The following is an 18,708-nucleotide window of genomic DNA, read 5'->3' on the forward strand; positions in this document are numbered from 1 at the left end:
TGACTGAGATGGGAGAACTGCTCTCCACCGCCATCCCGAACCTCGCCAGCAGCCTGCCGCCCCCGTCCACCACACCCTCCCAGCAGGACCTGGCCCTGATCGACCGCTGGTGGCGTGCCGCCAACTATCTGGCGGTGGGGATGATCTATCTGCAGGACAATCCCCTGCTGCAGCAGCCCCTCCAGCCCGAGCACATCAAGAACCGGCTGCTGGGCCACTGGGGGTCGAGCCCGGGTCAGGCCTTCATCTGGGCCCATGCCAACCGGGTGATCCGGGAGCGTGACCTGGAGATGCTCTACCTCTCCGGCCCCGGTCACGGCGCCCCGGGCGTGCTGGCCCCCACCTACCTCGATGGCAGCTACAGCGAGGTGTACCCCGACATCTCCCGCGACAGCGAGGGGATGCGGCGCTTCTTCAAGCAGTTCTCCTTCCCGGGCCACATCGGCTCCCACTGCACCCCGGAAACCCCCGGCTCGATCCATGAGGGCGGCGAGCTGGGCTACGTGCTCTCGCACGCCTGCGGCGCGGTGTTCGACAACCCCGAGCTGATCGCCGTGGCCTGCGTGGGCGATGGCGAGGCCGAAACCGGCCCGCTGGCCACCAGCTGGCACATCAACAAGTTCCTCAATCCGATTTCGGATGGGGCGGTGCTGCCGGTGCTGCACCTCAACGGCTACAAGATCGCCAACCCCACCCTGCTGGCCCGCATCCCGCGCGAGGAGCTGGTGAGCCTGCTGCGCGGTTACGGCTGGGAGCCGATCCTGGTGGAGGGCCATGAGCCCCACGCCATGCACGCCGCCATGGCCGCGGCGATGGACCAGGCCGTCGATGCGATCCAGCAGGTGCGCGCCACCTGCCGGGCCAGTGGTGAGGCCGTGCGCCCGGCCTGGCCGATGATCGTGCTGCGCTCGCCCAAGGGCTGGACCGGCCCCGCCGCCCTCGGCGACAAGAAGATCGAGAACTTCTGGAGGGCCCACCAGGTGCCCCTGGCGGCCCCCAAAACCGATCCCCAGCAGCTGGCCATGCTGGAGGGCTGGATGCGCAGCTACCGGCCTGAGGAGCTGTTCGACCGGGAAGGCCGCCTCTGGCCCGACCTGCAGGCCCTCGCCCCCGTGGGCCCCAGGCGGATGGGCTCCAGCCCCCATGCCAATGGCGGCCAGCTGCGCCGCAAGTTGCGCCTGGCGCCGGTGGAGGCCTACGCCGTGCCGGTGGAGCAGCCGGGTGCCACTGAGCACGAGAACACGGCGCCCCTGGGCTGCCTGCTGCGCGATTCCATCAGCCGCAACCCCGATTCACTGCGGGTGTTCGGCCCGGATGAAACGGCCTCCAACCGCCTGCAGGCGATCTACGAGGTGAGCAAGAAGGTGTGGATGGAGGACTTCCTCCCCGAAGACCTCAACGGCAGCGAGCTGGCCCGCGAGGGCCGGGTGGTGGAGATGCTCTCGGAGCACACCCTGGTGGGGATGATGGAGGGCTATCTGCTCACCGGCCGTTACGGCTTCTTCCACACCTACGAGGCCTTTGCCCATGTGATCGCCTCGATGTTCAACCAGCACGCCAAGTGGCTGGAGAGCTGCATCCACCACGCCACCTGGCGGGCCCCGATCGGCGCCTGGAACTGCCTGATCTCCTCCACGGTGTGGCGCCAGGATCACAACGGCTTCACCCACCAGGATCCGGGCTTCATCGATCTGGCCGGCAACAAGAGCGGCGAGGTGGTTCGCGTCTACCTGCCCGCCGATGCCAACTCCCTGCTGGCGGTGGCGGAAGAGGCCCTGGTGGAGCCCAACGTCTGCAACATCATCGTTTCCGACAAGCAGAAACACCTCCAGTACCTCAGCCTTGAGCAGGCCCGCGCCCACGTGGCCAAGGGCATCAGCATCTTCAGCTGGGCCAGCAACGATGACAGCGGCACCGATCCCGATGAGCCCGATGTGGTGATGGCCTGTGCCGGCGACATCCCCACCAAGGAAACCCTGGCGGCGGTGGAGATCCTGCGCCAGGAGTGCCCGAAGTTGAAGATCCGGGTGCTCAATGTGGTGAAGCTGTTCGCTCTCACCGAACCCTCAGAGCATCCCCATGGCCTCAGTGATCGGGATTTCGACAGCCTGTTCACCACCAGCAAGCCAGTGATCTTCAACTTCCATGGCTATCCCTGGTTGATTCACCGGCTGGTCTACCGCCGCACCAACCACCCTAATTTCCATGTGCGTGGATACAAGGAAAAGGGCAACATCAACACCCCCCTCGAACTGGCGATGAACAACCAGATCGATCGCTTCAATCTTGTGATTGATGTGATTGATCGTGTCAACGGGCTCGGCTCAAGGGCCGCCCATGTGAAAGAACGCATGAAGAACGCCATCCTGGCGAATCGCGCCCATGCCCACACCCATGGCATGGACGCCCCCGAGATCACCAACTGGCGCTGGAGTACACCCGAGGCATGACCACCATCCAACCCAGGGCCCTGCGCCTGCCCACTCCAGGCTGCTACGCCGACCCCAACCGCAGCGGCTCCGGGCCGGAGGACGTGTTCGACGGCATGACCGAGCACCTGTTCTTCAGCCTCGGCAAGCTCGCCCCCACCGCCACCCGCCACGACCTCTACGTCGCCCTCAGCTACGCGGTGCGCGACCGGCTGATGACCCGCTACCTGGCCGGCCTCGAGGCCCTGCGGGCCGCCCCCACCCGGGTGGTGGCCTACCTCTCGGCCGAGTTCCTGATCGGTCCCCAGCTGGGCAACAACCTGCTGATGCTGGGCATCGAGGAGTCGGCCAGCCAGGCCCTGAAGCGCTTCGGCATCGACGATCTGCACCAGATCCTGGACGTGGAGGAGGAGCCGGGGCTGGGCAACGGCGGCCTGGGCCGACTGGCCGCCTGCTTCCTCGAATCGCTCTCCTCGCTGGAGATCCCGGCCTCCGGCTACGGCATCCGCTACGAATTCGGCATCTTCGATCAGCTGATCCGGGATGGTTGGCAGGTGGAGGTCACCGACAAGTGGCTCAAGGCCGGCTGGCCCTGGGAGCTGCCCCAGCCCGATCAGGCCTGCTTCGTGGGCTTTGGTGGCCGCACCGAGACCTACCGCGACAGCAACGGCGTGCAGCGGTCGCGCTGGATTCCTGCCGAGCATGCCATCGGCATCCCCCACGATGTGCCGGTGCTGGGCTACCGGGTGAACACCTGCAACCGGCTGCGCCTGTGGCGCGCCGATGCCACCGAGAGCTTCGACTTCTACGCCTTCAACATCGGCGACTATTACGGCGCCGTGGAGGAGAAGGTGGGCAGCGAAACCCTCTCCAAGGTGCTCTATCCCAACGACGGCACCGACGAGGGCCGGCGCCTGCGCCTCAAGCAGCAGCACTTCTTCGTGAGCTGCTCCCTGCAGGACATGCTGCGCAGCCTGGAGGGCCGCGGCCTGCCGATCGAGGAGTTTCCCCAGCACTGGGCGGTGCAGCTCAATGACACCCACCCCTCGATTGCGGTAGCCGAACTGATGCGGCTGCTGATCGATGAGAAGCAACTCACCTGGGATGGGGCCTGGGACATCACCAGCCGCTCGCTCTCCTACACCAACCACACCCTGCTGCCTGAGGCCCTCGAGAAGTGGGGCCTGGACCTGTTCGGCTCGCTGCTGCCCAGGCACCTGGAGCTGATCTTCGAGATCAACCGCCGCTTCCTGCAGCAGGTGCGCCTGCGCTACCCCGGCGATGAGGGCGCCCTGAGGCGGATGTCGATCATCGATGAGGACGGCGGCAAGGCGGTGCGGATGGCCAACCTGGCCACCGTGGCCTCCCACCACGTCAATGGGGTGGCGGCCCTGCACAGCCAGCTGGTCACCACCGACCTCTTCCCGGACTTCGCCAGGTTCTGGCCCGAGAAGTTCACCAACGTCACCAACGGTGTGACCCCCCGGCGCTGGATGGCCCTGGCCAATCCGCGGCTGAGCGAGCTGCTCAACGAGACGATCGGTGAAGGCTGGGTGCGCGACCTCAGCCAGCTGAAGCAGCTGGAGGGCTTTGTCGAGGACAGCGCCTTCCTGGAGCGCTGGGATGCCACCAAACTGGCCGTGAAGACCCAGCTCAGTCACTATATCCATCGCCATAACGGCGTGCTGGTGGACCCGGCCTCCCTGTTCGACGTGCAGGTGAAGCGGATCCACGAGTACAAGCGCCAGCATCTCAACGCGTTGCAGGTGGTGGCCCAGTACCTGCGCATCAAGCACGGCAATGGCGACCATCTGCCGCCCCGCACGGTGATCTTCGGCGGCAAGGCTGCGCCGGGCTATTACATGGCCAAGTTGATCATCCGGTTCATCAACGGCATCGCCGAAACGATCAACTCAGACCCCGATATGGAGGGCCGCCTGCGGGTGATCTTCCTGGCGGATTACAACGTGAAGCTGGGCGAAAGGGTGTATCCCGCCTCCGACCTCTCGGAGCAGATCTCCACAGCCGGCATGGAGGCCTCCGGCACCGGCAACATGAAGTTCGCCATGAATGGCGCCCTCACCATCGGCACCCTTGATGGCGCCAACGTGGAGATTCGTGAGCAGGTGGGGGAAGACAACTTCTTCCTGTTCGGCAAAACCACCTCAGAGATCGCCGAGCTGCGCAGCGGCGGCTACCGCCCCTGGGAGCTGATCGGCTCCATGCCCGAGCTGGCTGAGGTGTTGCGCCTGGTGGAGCAGGGGCACTTCAGCAATGGTGACGGAGAGCTGTTCCGACCGCTGCTGCAGAACCTCACCGGCCGGGATCCCTACTTCGTGCTGGCCGACTTCGACGACTACCTGCGCGCCCAGCAGAGCGTGGGTGAGGCCTGGGCTGACCGTTCCCGCTGGAACCGCATGGCCCTGCTCAACACCGCCCGCAGCGGATTCTTCTCCTCCGACCGCTCCATCCAGGACTACGCCGACAAGATCTGGCAGGTGAAGCCCTACCCGGTGAAGATCTCCTGCGAGACCGACGCGATGCCTGACTGACGCTGCCCCGTCAGCCCCGGTCTGGGAGATCGGGGGTCTGGTGCAGCAGTCGGTTCAGCCGCAGCCGATCGGCGTTGAGGGGGTCCGGGGCCAGCTCCCCAGCCACCTCGCGGAACTTCTGCTCAACCTCATCCGGTATGCGCACATCAAAGATGCGCTCCATCAGCGCCTCGATCGAGAACAGGTGGGCGTTGATGTTCTCCAGGTCCGCCAGGGCCTGCTGGAAGGCGTCCGGCTCCGGGGCCTCCTGCTCAGGCGCCACCGCAGCCCCGCCACTGTCCGCGGGCGGAGGAGTGGCGGCAGCCGGGGCCCCCTCCTCAGCGGCATCGGCCTGTTTCTGCAATTCATCCATCACCCGGCCCGCCAGCGTCCGGAAGGACTGCAGGGCAGCCCAGTTGAGCTCCTGCTGCTGGCGCAGGGTGGGGTTCTCCCGGATCAATCGGTCATGTTCCCGATAGAACCGCTGGCAATCAGGGCACTGGCAGGGCTCTTCGGGCACCGCGCTCCCCAGGGAAGTCAGTCCCCATCATGGCACCGTGGGCCAGGGCCGCCGCCAATCGGGGTTCAGGCCGCCAGGCCGTCTCCATGGAGGCAGTCGCTGGCGCCATCGTCGTCGTCGCTGTCATCGCAGGCGGAGGGGATCGGGATCTCGATTGAGCTCACCACCTGAATCACATCCCTCAGCCGCATCGAGTCGGCAAACCAGCCCATGGCCTGCTCGGTGTCGCCGCGCTGCTCGGCGTCTCCGGCCTGCTCCTCGTGCGCCTGGGCCAGCAGCGCCAGCCAGCAGAGGCAGCGGGCCTGCACCACCGAGAGATCCAGTTCGTCGAGATGGCCGTCGGCGATGCGCTCACTTTCCTGCTGCACCAACAGGCGCAGGCGCAGATCATGCAGTTGCGTCATGGAGGTCCCGACGTTGAACACACGCTAGCGGCAGTGGTGGAAATCGACAGGGCACCATAGGTAGCGTCAGCTACGGGAAGCCCCTTCGCCGGTGCTGCTTGACATCTGGGGAAGCTCTGAACAGGGTTGAAGTTGAGCCCCCCGCACCAGAGAGAGCCGATGGCCGATCCAATCAAGGCTCTGGTGGGTCCGCAGATGCTGGGCCTGGTGGGCAACCTGCTCGGTGCCCTGGCCATCCTGGTGCTGGGCTACGTGGTGGCCGCCCTGCTGGCCCGGGGGGTGCGGCGCTTGCTGCGCCGCATGGGTCTGGACCGCCGCATCACCGGTGCCGTGGGCGCTGACGGCACGGGCTCGATGCCCCAGCTCGACCGCCTGTTCTCCGGGGTGGTGTTCTGGGTGGTGATGGTGCTCTCGATCGTGGCGGCCCTGAACGTGCTGCAGCTCACCACGGTTTCGGAGCCGCTCAACCAGTTCCTCAATCAGATCTTCTCGTTCCTGCCCCAGCTGGGCGCCGCCGCCGTGCTGGCCGCGGTGGGCTGGCTGCTGGCCTCCCTGGCCAGGGCTGCCCTGCGGCGCGTCACCCAGGGGCTCAGCCCCAGCCCCGGACCGGAGGCTGGGCCTCTGGCTGCTGCCGCTGCAGCCCCGGAGGCCGGTGCCGATGCCGCCCCCGACACCACGACTGCTGAGGCCGCTCAGCCGGTTGCCCTGGTCGGCCAGGTGGGTCACACCCTGGCCGAGGTTGTGTACTGGCTGGTGCTGCTGTTCTTCCTGCCACTGATCCTCAACGCCCTCAACCTGGGCTCCCAGGTCACCCCCGTGGTGAACCTGTTCGACAGCTTCCTGGGTGCCCTGCCCCAGATCGCCAAGGCCGCCGCGATTGCGGCCGTGGGCTGGTTCCTGGCCCGCACGGTGCGCCTGCTGGTGGCCAACCTGCTCGCCTCCAGCGGCATCGACCAGGTGGGTGCGGGCTTCGGCCTGGATCCCAGGCAGGGCGGCCGCAAGCTCTCCTGGCTGGTGGGCACCGTGGTGTACGTGCTGATCCTGATTCCCACCGCCACCGCCGCCCTCGACGCCCTGGCCATCCCGGCGATCTCGACGCCCGCCACGGCAATGCTGAACAGCATCCTTTCGGCCCTTCCCCTGATCTTCACCGCTGCACTGGTGCTGGCCCTGGGTGTGGTGGCGGGCCGCTTCATCGGCCAGCTGGTGAGCCGGCTGCTGGCGGGGGTGGGCTTCGATCGCCTCTACAGCTGGATGGGTCTGGAGGGGTTCAACCGCGACGGCGACAACCCCATCGGCCGGCGTCCCTCGGAGCTGCTGGGGGTGTTGGCCCAGGTGGGTGTGGTGCTGTTCGCGGCCGTGGCCGCCACCGATGTGCTCAACCTGCCTGGCCTGGCTGTGGTGGTGGAGGGTCTGCTGCTGCTGTTCGGCCAGATTCTCTCGGGCCTGGTTGTGTTCGCCGTAGGCCTCTACCTGGCTCAGTTGGCCCACCACCTGGTGAGCGGCTCCAGCGGCCACCAGGCCCCGCTTCTGGCCCAGATCTCCCGGGTGGCGATCATCGGCTTCAGCGGCGCCATGGCGTTGCAGCAGATCGGCGTTGCTCCGAACATCGTGGGCCTCGCCTTCGGCCTGGTGCTGGGGTCCCTGGCCGTGGCCGCAGCGGTGGCCTTCGGCCTCGGCGGCCGGGAGGTGGCGGCCGAGCAACTGCGCGAGTGGGTGGGCAGCCTCAAGGGCCGCTGAAGCGCCGAGGCCTTCGCCCCGGGCACAGGTCAATGGCGTGTTCCAATGTCACGGCCTTCCTGTGCCCTGTCGCCATGGACCGTCGCCACTGGTGGTTGCTGCTTGCTGCCCTGGCCTGCCTGGCGGGACTGGTGCTCTGGATCGGCGAAATCGACCTGGTGCTGGAGGAGTCCGTCCCCCCGTCCCCCGGGGCTCCCCGGTCTGTCCCCAGCGGCGGGCCTTGAGCGAGCAGCCCGAGTGGGGCCGGATTGCGAGGTTGGCTGGCCAGATCCCCGCAGGATTGAACGGGTCAATTCTTGGAGTTCTCACATGAACTGTTCAGCAGATACTCAGCTGAAATGAAGATCCCATTGCCTGCGGGCCATGGCAAGCTATAACTATCGTTGTTGGCGATTGAAAATACTTGTGGCCATTGCCAATACTTGTGGCTCTATAAGTTTGCCCAGCAATCGCCCCTCAGATCTTTCGGTGCAGCTCTCCAGGTTGCGAACCTCGCTTCGGATTGGAATCCGTGCAGTAGCAGGATGTGCCGCCTTGTTGGTGGTGGGTGTCAGCGCGCCAGCCCAGGCCATTCAGTATGTGTTCACTGGAACGGCATCCGGGGCCACCTTTGTGGACAATGACCCGTCGAATCAAAACCCTGTGGGAAGTTCGACGTTTAACGGAACAATTTCCGGATCGTTCAATTTCACGAACCCCGGAGGAAATAACCCCACCTTTACAGACCTCTCTGTGACCGCAGTCTGTTTTGAAGGGCCCAGTGGACAAAGCGACCCCTGTGATTTCTTCGGCCCAACCCCGGCCAGCAGAGGTAATACGACGACCTTCACAAGCGTCCTCTTCTACAACGGAGTCGACACGCTGATTTTCAATAATCTTCCAAACAGTGATGTGGATGTACTGCAGATCACCTTTTCTGGTGGACCCCTCACCGATTCCCCAGGCGTGAGGCCGCTCACTGTTGGTGGGTTCTATTGCAGTGCCAGTCAACCCACCTCCGGTCCGACCGCTGGTCGGAATTGCAGTGGAGGCGAACGGGCGATCTTCACTTCTGTCAGTGGAGCCTTGGTGGCCGTTCCAGCGCCGTTTTCCGCCCTGCTTCTCCTGCCGGTTGCGGGTCTGAGTACCCTTCGCCGGCGCTATCGAGCCCGGACGACTGCACCCTCTGTCGCTACAGGCAGCTAGACGCATCGGCTCTGCGATCCTTTCGTCTGGCCTTGGTCCGTGCTCCCTTGGCCTGCCGAGCTGCTGGGGCACGCCTTGGGCAGGCAATAACGGGGCTGGCGGGACTCGAACCCACGACCTACGGTTTAGGAAACCGCCGCTCTATCCGGCTGAGCTACAGCCCCCGGCCACGCCATTATGCGACCGACCCCGCGCCCCGGCCTCACCGGAGCTGCAGCCCTGGCCGCCGGACCGACAGGCATCATGGGGGGTGAAAGCAGGCGAGGTGATCGCGATCGGGGGGCGGCGGTCTTCGGGCCGCCGGTCCGCCCGGTTGAGGAAAGTCCGGGCTCCCCAATGGCCAGGCTTGCTGGGTAACGCCCAGTGCGGGTGACCGCGAGGAGAGTGCCACAGAAACACACCGCCGATGGCCGGGGCTTGTCCCCGTGCACAGGCAAGGGTGCAAAGGTGCGGTAAGAGCGCACCAGCAGCATCGAGAGGTGCTGGCTCGGTAAACCCCGGCTGGGAGCAAGGCCCAGGGACAACGGTTGGCCATGACACCCGTCCCGCCACAAGTGCGCCGCTCGAGGCCGTCGGAGACGGCGGTCCCAGACAGATGATCACCCCGGAGCCAGGGTCCGCCCGGCTCCGGAACAGAACCCGGCTTACGCCCTGCTTTCACCCCTTCGGCTGCCCTGCGCCGCCCCGCCCCATCCCGATGCCGTGACCCCCGACCGCCGCCGCCAACTGGTGACCTTTCTGGCCGCCCTTGGCCTCGATCCGGATGCTCCCGGCGGTCCCGGATCCACGGCAGTGGCCCTGGCCCCGGTGGATGAGGCCCTCACCCACACCTCCGCCCGCCTGCCCCGCAACCACGAGCAGCTGGAGTTCCTCGGCGACGCCGTGCTGCGGCTGGCGGCCTCCGAATACCTGCGTCAGCACCACCACGGCCTCAGCGTGGGCCGCCACGCCGCCCTGCGCAGCCAGCTGGTGAGTGACCGCTGGCTGGCGGAACTGGGCCAGGAGTGTGGCGTGGCCAGCGTGGCCCTGATCGGTCCGATGGCCCAGGGCGACCGCGCCGGCGAGGCCACCGTGCGGGCGGAGCTGTGCGAGGCCCTGATCGGCGCCATTTACCAGGCCTGGGGCTGCCTGGAGCCGGTGCACCGCTGGCTCACCCCCCACTGGCAGCGCAGCAGCACGGCCCTGCTGGCCGACCCCGACCGCCACAACTGGAAATCGGCGCTGCAGGAGTGGACCCAGGGCCAGGGTCTGGGGCTGCCGCGCTACAGCTGCCGTGAAGCCAGCCCGGCCCACGGCGATCCCCGGCGGTTTCACTGCCGCGTCTGGTTCGAACCCGGCGGGGCGGAGCCAGCCGAGGGCTGGGGCGGCTCGCGCCGGGCCGCTGAGCAGGATGCGGCCCGGTTGGCCCTCGCCCGCATCAGAGCTGTTCGAGGGTGAGCAGGGGCACCGTGATCAGCTTGTCCCAGTTGCCACCCTCGAACAGCACGGCGGCCCGGTTGCCGCTGATGCGCTGCACAAAGCCCTTGTAGCCGTTGTAGATCGAGCGCCCGTCACGCACCACCACGGTGCTGCCCGGCAGGATTGGAAGGTCAGTCATGGTGAGAAACCGGCGTGGCGCCATTATCGGCTGGAAGCGCCGCAACTGGCAGCAGTGACGGCCCGGACCCATCAGCGCCAGCGATGACTGCGATTGACGAGCCACAGCGATGACGGAAACCGAAGACCTGCTGGTGGTGGGCCGGTTGGTGGCCGCCCAGGGGCTGAAGGGCGAGGTGCGGGTGCTGCCGATGAGCGACTTCCCCGAGCGCTTCACCCGGCCCGGGCGCCGCTGGCTGCAGCGGCGCGGCCAAGCGGCTCGCCCCCTGGAACTGCTCTCTGGCAGGCCCCTGCCGGGCAAGGAGCTGTTTGTGCTGCGGCTGGCCGGGGTGGACAGCCGCGAGGCCGCCGAGGCCGTGGTGGGCGAGGAACTGCTGGTGCCCGCCAGCGACCGCCCCAGGCTGGCCCCAGGCGAGTTCTACCTGCTGGATCTGGTGGGCCTCGAAGTGCGCCTGCTTGAGCGCGGCAGCGAGGGCGGTGCTGAGAACGGCAGCGGGGCAGACGCCGTGCTCGGCACCGTGACCAACCTGATCCACGCGGGCAACGACCTGCTGGAGGTGGCCCGCAGCGACGGTCGCCGGCTGCTGATCCCCTTCGTGCAGGCGATCGTGCCGGAGGTGCGGCTGGCCGAGGGCTGGATCGGCATCACCCCTCCTCCAGGTCTGCTTGACCTCTGACGCCAGCGGCTCTGCATCAGTGCCACCCCACCAGCTTGGCAGGCTGCCCTTGAATGGCGGCACGGCAGGACAGCGATGAGCAGCACTCCCAACCTGGTTCCCGTGATCCTCTGCGGGGGCACCGGCACCCGCCTGTGGCCCCTCTCGCGGGCCAGCTACCCGAAGCAGTACTGGGCCCTGGGCGGCAGTGGCGAGGAGACCCTGCTGCAGCAGACCCACCAGCGGCTCGCGGGCCTGCCGGGACTGGCGCCGCCGCTGCTGATCTGCAACGAAGACCACCGCTTCATCGTGGCCGAGCAGATGCGGCAGATCGAGGTGGACCCCGGCGGCATCCTGCTGGAGCCGATCGGCCGCAACACCGCCCCCGCCGTGGCGGTGGCAGCCCTGCACGCCACGGCCCGAGGCGACGACCCCCTGCTGCTGGTGCTGGCGGCCGACCACGTGGTGCGCGACGCCGCCGCCTTCCGCCGCACGGTGGAGGCCGGCCTGGGGGCCGCCATGGCGGGCCAGCTGGTGACCTTCGGGATCGTGCCCACGGCACCTGAAACCGGCTACGGCTACATCGAGGCGGCCGAACCCCTGCCCGCCGCCGGGGCCGCAGACCCCCAGCCGGTGCCGATCGCCCGCTTCGTGGAAAAACCTGATGCCGCCACGGCGGAGCGCTTCCTGGCCTCGGGGCGCTTCACCTGGAACAGCGGCATGTTCCTGTTCCGCGCCAGCGCTGTTCTGGCGGAACTGGAACGCCTGGCCCCCGAGGTGGTGAGCGCCTGCCGTGCCGCCCTGGAGCACGATTCTGCCGACCTCGATTTCCGGCGGCTGGAACGGGAGGCCTTCGCCGGCTGCCCGGGGGTGGCCATCGACGTGGCGGTGATGGAAAAGACCGAGCTGGGCTGTGTGCTGCCCCTGCAGGCCGGCTGGAGTGATGTGGGCAGCTGGAGTGCCCTGTGGGAAACCGCTGACCAGGACAGCGCCGGCAACGTGCTGCGGGGCCGGGTGATCAGCGAGGCCAGCCGCAACTGCTACCTGCGCAGCGAGCACCGGCTGGTGGTGGGCCTGGGGGTGGAAGACCTGGTGGTGGTCGAGACCGACGACGTGGTGCTGGTGGCCCACCGCGACAAGGCCCAGGACGTCAAGACCGTGGTGGGACTCCTGGAGCGGGCCGGCGCCCCCGAGAGCAGGGCGCACCGCAAGATCTACCGCCCCTGGGGCTCCTACGACGGCGTGGTGGAGGGCGAGCGCTGGCAGGTGAAGAAGATCATGGTGAATCCAGGTGCCAGCCTGTCGCTGCAGATGCACCACCACCGGGCCGAGCACTGGGTGGTGGTGAAGGGCACCGCGGTGGTGGAGAAGGACGGCCAGGAGGAGCTGGTGGGCGAGAACCAGAGCACCTACATCCCGCTGGGGTCCCGGCACCGGCTCAGCAACCCGGGCAAGATCCCCGTGGAGCTGATCGAGGTGCAGAGCGGCGCCTATCTCGGCGAAGACGACATCGTGCGCTTCGAAGACCGCTACGGGCGCAGTGATGTCGTGGTGAAGAGCGGCTGATGGCTCACTCCACCGTGACGCTCTTGGCCAGGTTGCGGGGCTGATCCACATCCAGGCCCCGGTGGGCAGCGATGTGATAGCTGAGCAGCTGCATCGGAATCACGGTGAGCAGGGGGCTGAGCAGTTCCGACACCTCCGGCACGGGCAGCAGCACGTCGAACAGGTCCGTGTCGGGCCCCTGGGGCGCCACCCCGATCAACTGGGCATCGCGGGCCTTGGCCTCCTGGGCGTTGCTGAGCACCTTCTCGAACACCGGCCCCGGCATCGCGATCGACACCACCGGCACCCGTGAATCGAGCAGGGCGATCGGGCCATGCTTCATCTCTCCGGCCGGATAGCCCTCGGCATGGATGTAGCTGATCTCCTTGAGCTTGAGGGCGCCCTCGAGGGCGATCGGGAAGTTGATGCCACGGCCCAGGAAGATCACGTCCTGGGTGTCGGCAAACAGATGGGCCAGGGCCTCGCAGCGCTGGTCGTGGTCGTTCACCAGCTGGCGCAGCAGCAGCGGCAGCTGGCGCAGCTGGCCCACCAGCTGGCGCAACTGCTCGGGCTCCCCCACCCCCGGGGCGCCCCCCTGGCGCTCGGCGAAGGCCAGGGCCAGGCCGTAGAAGGCCAGCAGCTGGCCCAGGAAGGTCTTGGTGGCGGCCACGCCCACCTCAATGCCGGCGCCGATGTCGAGCAGGTGGGGCACCATGCGGGCCAGGGAACTCTCCGGCCGGTTGGTGATCCCCAGCAGGCGGGCCGCGTAGGCCGGATCGGCCACCTGCTGGCGGCGGTCGCGCTCCATGGCCAGGGCCGCGAGGGTGTCGGCGGTCTCCCCCGACTGGGTCACGCCGATCGTGAGGGTGTGGCGGCTGAGCGGCGGCGGCGCGTAGCGGAACTCGCTGGCATAGAACACGCTGGTGGGGATGCCGGCCAGCTGCTCCAGCAGGTAGGCGCCCACCTGGGCGGCGTGGCGGCTGGTGCCGCAGGCCAGGATCTGGATTCGCTCCACCCCCTCGTAGACGCCCTCGTCGAGGGCCAGGGCCACGAGTCGCGCCTCCCCCTCGGGGGGCAGATGGCGCGCCACCCAGAGGGCGGCGGTTTCGGGCTGCTCATGGATTTCCTTGAGCATGAAGTGGCGGAAGCTGCGCTTGTCCGCCACGTGCTGGGTGCCGCTCAGCAGGCTGGGGGTCCGCTGCACCCGCTGGCCCGCGGCGTCGTAGAGCTCGATGCCGAGGGGGGTGAGCAGGGCCACCTCGCCGTCTTCCATCGGCAGGATGGTGCGGGTGAAGCCCGCCAGGGCGGGGGTGTCGCTGGCGCACAGGAATTCCCCCTCGCCGAGGCCGATCAGCAGGGGGGCGGCGCGGCGGGCCACCACCAGGGCTGTGGGCACCCGGCCCCACACCACCGCCAGGGCGTAGGCCCCGGCCAGCAGCGGCAGCACCTCCTGAACCGCCTGCAGCAACAGCGCCGGCCCCGCCTCGGCACCCTCTCCCAGCAGCTGGTCGAGCCGCCGCGCCAGCAGGTGGGGAATCACCTCGGTGTCGGTGTCGGAGCGGAACACCACCCCCTCCTGCTGCAGGCCCTCGCGCAGGCTGCGGTGGTTCTCGATGATGCCGTTCTGCACCACCGCCAGCTCACCGCGGCCATCGAGATGGGGGTGGGCGTTGCGCTCCTCGGGTTTGCCGTGGGTGGCCCAGCGGGTGTGGCCGATGCCGCAGTGGCCCGGCGCGCCCTGCTGCTCAAAGCGGCCCGTGAGGTTCACCAACTTGCCCTCCGCCCGCAGGCAGTGGAGCTGCCCCTCGGGGCCTTCGCCGCGGAGCTCCACGGTGGCGATGCCGGCGGAGTCGTAGCCGCGGTATTCCAGCTGGCGCAGCCCTTCCAGCAGCTGGGGAGCCGCCTCCCGGGAACCGATCAGGGCAACGATGCCGCACATAGGCCAGGAGTCACAAAAAAAGCCCGGCGGGGGCCGGGCATGAGCTTATGGGAGCTGGTGGGAGGGCCCAGGGCGGCTGGGCGACAGCTCAAATCTCAGTAGGCGAGGCCCATGGAGCGGGTGGTCTCGTCGCCCAGGTAGACGCGGATCGAGAGGAAGTCGGTGGGGCAGGCGGTTTCGCAGCGCTTGCAGCCCACGCAGTCTTCGGTGCGGGGGGAGGAGGCGATCTGGGAGGCCTTGCAGCCGTCCCAGGGCACCATCTCGAGAACGTCCAGGGGGCAGGCACGGACGCACTGGGTGCAGCCGATGCAGGTGTCGTAGATCTTGACGGCGTGAGACATCTGAACTCCGGTGTGCTGAGACTCGGCGTGTGGCAAAGGTACCCAAGCCGCTCGGGTGGGATCACTGCCGACGCCATGGCCGTCACCCTTGTTCATAAGTCGCCAGAGCGCAGCCCCTGATGGGCCCCCGGCGGGGCGACCCGTAGAGTGCCTCGACCAACACAGCGGCCATGTCCCAGGAAGCGATCTTCGAGAAAGTGCGCTCCATCGTTGCTGAACAGCTCAGCGTCGACGCCGCAGAAGTGAAGTCTGAGTCCAACTTCCAGAACGATCTCGGGGCCGACTCCCTCGACACCGTGGAGCTGGTGATGGCCCTGGAGGAGGCCTTCGACATCGAGATTCCCGATGAGGCCGCCGAGGGCATCACCACCGTGGGGGATGCCGTCACCTACATCCAGGACAAGCAGGCCTGAACCGCTCCATGGTCCAGGGTCTCCAGCGGGTCGTCATCACCGGCCTCGGCGCGGTCACACCGATCGGCAATGACGTCTCCAGCTACTGGGATGGGCTGAGCAGCGGCCGCAACGGCGTCGCGGGGATCACCCTGTTCGACGCCAGCCGCCATGCCTGTCGCTTCGCTGCCGAGGTGAAGCAGTTCGACCCGAGCGCCTGGCTCGAGCCCAAGGAGTCGAAACGCTGGGATCGCTTCTGCCAGTTCGCGGTGGTGGCGGCCAAGCAGGCCGTGGCCGATGCCGGCCTCACGATCGATGCCAGCAACGACGAGCGGGTGGGAACGGCGATCGGTTCCGGCGTCGGCGGGCTGCTGATGATGGAGAGCCAGGCCCACGTGCTGGCCGACCGCGGCCCCGACCGGGTCAGCCCGTTCTGCGTGCCGATGATGATCCCGAACATGGCCACCGGGCTCACGGCGATTGCCCTCGGCGCCAAGGGGCCCAGCTCCGCTGTGGCCACGGCCTGTGCGGCGGGCTCCAACGCCATCGGCGATGCCTACCGCCTGATCCAGCTGGGCCTGGCCGACGCCATGGTGTGCGGTGGCGCCGAGTCGGCGATCACGCCCCTGGGGCTGGCGGGCTTCGCCAGTGCCAAGGCCCTCTCCTTCCGCAACGACGACCCGGCCACGGCGAGCCGCCCCTTCGATGCCGAGCGCAACGGCTTTGTGATCGGTGAGGGCGCCGGGGTGCTGGTGCTCGAGAGCCTGGAGCATGCCGAGGCCCGCGGCGCCACCATCCTGGGCGAGGTGGTGGGCTACGGCATGAGCTGCGATGCCCACCACATCACCTCACCCGCCCCCGGCGGCCGCGGTGGCGCCCAGGCGATGCGGCTCGCCCTGCGGGATGCCCAGCTGGAGCCGGAAGCGGTGGACTATGTGAATGCGCATGGCACCAGCACCCAGGCCAACGACAGCAACGAGACCGCCGCCATCAAGAGTGCCCTGGGCGAGTGGGCCCAGCAGATTCCGGTGAGCTCCACCAAGTCGATGACCGGCCACCTGCTGGGCGGCAGCGGCGGCATCGAGGCCGTCGCCGCGGTGCTCGCCATGAAGCATGGCCTGGTGCCGCCTACGATCAATTACCACAATCCGGATCCCGCCTGTGATCTGGATGTCGTGCCCAACCAGGCCCGAGAACGGAAACTCAACGTAGTGCTCTCCAACTCCTTCGGATTCGGTGGCCACAACGTCTGCCTGGCCTTCCGGCGTCTGAGCTGATGGTCCGTTAGCCCCACCGCCCGGCATCGCCCGTTGCGTCAAGCCTGATCCCCCTTACCCCCTAGCTCCTTCCCGATGGTCGCCACCCCCACCACTTCCACCGCCCCCGCCAGCCAGCTGGAAACGCTCTGCATCAACAGCATCCGCTTCCTGGCTGTCGATGCCATCAACAAGTCGAACTCGGGTCACCCCGGCCTGCCCATGGGCTGCGCCCCCATGGCCTACGCCCTCTGGGACCAGACCCTCAAGCACAACCCCAAGAACCCCAAGTGGTTCAACCGCGACCGCTTCGTGCTCTCCGCCGGCCACGGCTGCATGCTGCTCTATGCGCTGCTGCACCTCACCGGCTACGACTCGGTGGGCCTCGACGACCTCAAGCAGTTTCGCCAGTGGGGTTCCAAGACCCCGGGCCACCCGGAAACCTTCGAGACCGCCGGCGTCGAGGTGACCACCGGCCCCCTCGGCCAGGGCATCGCCAACGCCGTGGGCCTGGCCATGGCCGAGGCCCATCTGGCGGCCAGGTTCAACCGCCCCGGCTGCGACCTGATCGATCACCACACCTACGTGATCATGGGCGACGGCTGCCACCAGGAGGGCGTGAGCAGTGAAGCCGCCTCCCTGGCCGGCCACCTCGGCCTGGGCAAGCTGATCGCCCTCTACGACGACAACCACATCACCATCGACGGCAACACCCAGGTGTCGTTCACGGAGGATGTGCTCAAGCGCTACGAGGCCTACGGCTGGCACACCATCCATGTGGCTGACGGCAACACGGACGTGGCCGGCATTGCCCGGGCCATCGCCGAGGCCAAGGCCGTCACCGACAGGCCCTCGCTGATCAAGGTGACCACCACGATCGGCTACGGCTCCCCCAACAAGGCCAACACCGCCGGCGTGCACGGCGCCGCCCTGGGCGCCGATGAGGCCGAGCTCACCCGCAACAATCTGGGCTGGACCTACGGCGCCTTTGAGGTGCCCCAGGAGTCGTACGACCACTGGCGCCAGGCGATCAGCCGCGGTGCCGCCGCCGAGGCCGCCTGGAACGAAACCCTGGCCACCTACCGCAGCACCTACCCCGCCGAGGCCGCCCAGTTCGAGCGCCAGCTGCGGGGCGAGCTGCCCCAGGGCTGGGATGCCGCCCTGCCCAGCTACACCCCGGAGGACAAGGGCCTGGCCACCCGGATGCACTCCTTCAACTGCCTCAACGCCATCGGCCCCAACCTGCCCGAGCTGATCGGCGGCTCGGCCGACCTCACCCACTCCAACCTCACGGACATCAAGGGTGAGGCCAGCTTCCAGAAGGGCGGCGAAGCCAACCGCTACCTCCACTTCGGTGTGCGCGAGCACGCCATGGCCTCGATCCTCAACGGCCTCGCCTACCACGGCAGTGGCCTGATTCCCTACGGCGGCACCTTTGCGGTGTTCGCCGGCTATGCCCTCGGCGCCATCCGCCTCTCGGCCCTGAGCGAGCTGGGTGTGATCTACGTGCTCACCCACGACTCGATCGGTCTCGGCGAAGACGGCCCCACCCACCAGCCGGTCGAAACCCTCGCCACCCTGCGCTCCCTGCCCAACCTGCTGGTGATCCGCCCCGGCGACGGCAACGAGACCAGCGGTGCCTACCAGGTGGCGATCGCCAACCGCAAGCGCCCCACCGCCCTGATCCTCAGCCGCCAGGGCATGGCCAACCAGCCCGGCTCCACCGCGGCTGCCGTGGCCAAGGGTGGCTACATCCTCGAGGACAGCGACGGCACCCCGGACCTGATCCTGATCGGCACCGGCACCGAGCTTGACCTCTGCGTCAAGGCGGCGGCCCAGCTGCGGGCCGATGGCCAGAGCGTGCGGGTGGTGTCGATGCCCTGCGTGGAGCTGTTCGAGGAGCAGGACGCCGCCTACCGCGAGAGCGTGCTGCCGGCGGCGGTGCGCAAGCGCCTGGTGGTGGAGGCCTCCAGCTCCTTCGGCTGGCACAAGTACACCGGCTTCGAAGGCGGCAGCGTGTCGATCGACCGCTTCGGCGCCTCGGCCCCGGGTCCGGTGTGCATGGAGCAGTTCGGCTTCACGGTGGACAACGTGGTGGCCAAGGCCAAGGCCCTCGGCTGAAGCCAGCAGACTGGGGGCCTCAAGCCCCAGTCCCGCGTGGCACCCTCCCTGCC

The 18,708-nt window shown here is 67.9% G+C and carries 15 protein-coding genes, 1 tRNA gene and 1 other RNA gene; 11 read left to right on the top strand and 6 right to left on the bottom strand.

All coding sequences use genetic code 11. From position 1 onward, the window contains the following. The first annotated feature begins 8 nt into the window (after positions 1–8). Positions 9–2,450, top strand: coding sequence for a phosphoketolase family protein (locus ACWJIO_RS09150; protein ID WP_480312990.1), 2,442 nt, complete (start codon positions 9–11; stop codon positions 2,448–2,450). After that, entirely contained in the window at positions 2,447–4,981 is a 2,535-nt protein-coding gene (locus ACWJIO_RS09155; RefSeq protein ID WP_480312992.1) for a glycogen/starch/alpha-glucan phosphorylase, read from the top strand. The genes ACWJIO_RS09150 and ACWJIO_RS09155 overlap by 4 nt, the downstream gene beginning before the upstream one ends. Positions 4,982–4,991: 10 nt before the next feature. Here the strand turns inward: ACWJIO_RS09155 and ACWJIO_RS09160 are convergent, their stop codons facing one another. Together ACWJIO_RS09160 and ACWJIO_RS09165 are read right to left on the bottom strand one after the other, a co-directional pair. Then, positions 4,992–5,480, bottom strand: coding sequence for a hypothetical protein (locus ACWJIO_RS09160; protein WP_480312994.1), 489 nt, complete (start codon positions 5,478–5,480; stop codon positions 4,992–4,994). A gap of 65 nt (positions 5,481–5,545) precedes the next feature. Continuing rightward, positions 5,546–5,884, bottom strand: coding sequence for a hypothetical protein (locus ACWJIO_RS09165; protein WP_480312997.1), 339 nt, complete (start codon positions 5,882–5,884; stop codon positions 5,546–5,548). Positions 5,885–6,043: 159 nt separating this feature from the next. Between ACWJIO_RS09165 and ACWJIO_RS09170 the strand changes: the two genes are divergently transcribed. Then, complete coding sequence (locus ACWJIO_RS09170; protein WP_480312999.1) at positions 6,044–7,624, top strand: mechanosensitive ion channel; 1,581 nt, start codon at positions 6,044–6,046, stop codon at positions 7,622–7,624. 32 nt (positions 7,625–7,656) lie between these two features. Then, entirely contained in the window at positions 7,657–7,848 is a 192-nt protein-coding gene (locus tag ACWJIO_RS09175; RefSeq protein ID WP_480313001.1) for a hypothetical protein, read from the top strand. Positions 7,849–8,899: 1,051 nt separating this feature from the next. Here the strand turns inward: ACWJIO_RS09175 and ACWJIO_RS09180 are convergent. Continuing rightward, positions 8,900–8,973 (bottom strand) — tRNA-Arg (locus ACWJIO_RS09180). Positions 8,974–9,062: 89 nt separating this feature from the next. Between ACWJIO_RS09180 and rnpB the strand changes: the two genes are divergently transcribed. Further along, an RNA gene (gene rnpB / locus ACWJIO_RS09185) (RNase P RNA component class A) lies at positions 9,063–9,471 on the top strand. A 40-nt stretch (positions 9,472–9,511) separates the two neighbouring features. Further along, the gene (locus ACWJIO_RS09190; protein WP_480313003.1) at positions 9,512–10,246 is read left to right on the top strand and encodes a ribonuclease III family protein; all 735 of its coding nucleotides are present in this window, start codon (positions 9,512–9,514) and stop codon (positions 10,244–10,246) included. On the opposite strand, the gene ACWJIO_RS09195 is transcribed toward ACWJIO_RS09190, so the two are convergent. Then, the gene (locus tag ACWJIO_RS09195; protein ID WP_480313005.1) at positions 10,227–10,406 is read right to left on the bottom strand and encodes an NAD(P)H dehydrogenase subunit NdhS; all 180 of its coding nucleotides are present in this window, start codon (positions 10,404–10,406) and stop codon (positions 10,227–10,229) included. The genes ACWJIO_RS09190 and ACWJIO_RS09195 overlap by 20 nt on opposite strands. Before the next feature lie 109 nt (positions 10,407–10,515). On the opposite strand from ACWJIO_RS09195, the gene rimM reads away from it, so the two are divergent. Both rimM and ACWJIO_RS09205 read left to right on the top strand, forming a co-directional pair. Next, a complete protein-coding gene (gene rimM, locus ACWJIO_RS09200) occupies positions 10,516–11,082 on the top strand; it encodes a ribosome maturation factor RimM (protein WP_480313006.1) in 567 nt (188 codons plus the stop codon). Between the two features lie 75 nt (positions 11,083–11,157). Beyond that, a complete protein-coding gene (locus ACWJIO_RS09205) occupies positions 11,158–12,627 on the top strand; it encodes a mannose-1-phosphate guanylyltransferase/mannose-6-phosphate isomerase (RefSeq protein WP_480313007.1) in 1,470 nt (489 codons plus the stop codon). Between the two features lie 4 nt (positions 12,628–12,631). Here the strand turns inward: ACWJIO_RS09205 and glmS are convergent, their stop codons facing one another. Together glmS and psaC are read right to left on the bottom strand one after the other, a co-directional pair. Further along, the gene (gene glmS, locus ACWJIO_RS09210) at positions 12,632–14,545 is read right to left on the bottom strand and encodes a glutamine--fructose-6-phosphate transaminase (isomerizing) (protein WP_480313009.1); all 1,914 of its coding nucleotides are present in this window, start codon (positions 14,543–14,545) and stop codon (positions 12,632–12,634) included. Positions 14,546–14,640: 95 nt separating this feature from the next. Continuing rightward, entirely contained in the window at positions 14,641–14,886 is a 246-nt protein-coding gene (psaC, locus tag ACWJIO_RS09215; protein ID WP_011295528.1) for a photosystem I iron-sulfur center protein PsaC, read from the bottom strand. 170 nt (positions 14,887–15,056) lie between these two features. On the opposite strand from psaC, the gene acpP reads away from it, so the two are divergent. The 3 genes from acpP (at position 15,057) to tkt (ending at position 18,655) form a co-directional block, all read left to right on the top strand. Continuing rightward, a complete protein-coding gene (acpP, locus tag ACWJIO_RS09220) occupies positions 15,057–15,299 on the top strand; it encodes an acyl carrier protein (RefSeq protein ID WP_480313010.1) in 243 nt (80 codons plus the stop codon). Positions 15,300–15,307: 8 nt separating this feature from the next. After that, positions 15,308–16,555, top strand: a complete 1,248-nt coding sequence (gene fabF / locus ACWJIO_RS09225) for a beta-ketoacyl-ACP synthase II (protein WP_480313011.1) — start codon at positions 15,308–15,310, stop codon at positions 16,553–16,555. Positions 16,556–16,630: 75 nt separating this feature from the next. Then, entirely contained in the window at positions 16,631–18,655 is a 2,025-nt protein-coding gene (gene tkt / locus ACWJIO_RS09230) for a transketolase (RefSeq protein WP_480313013.1), read from the top strand. Positions 18,656–18,708: the final 53 nt, after the last annotated feature.

Source organism: Paraciimarium castrense LEGE 11436, assembly GCF_056633055.1.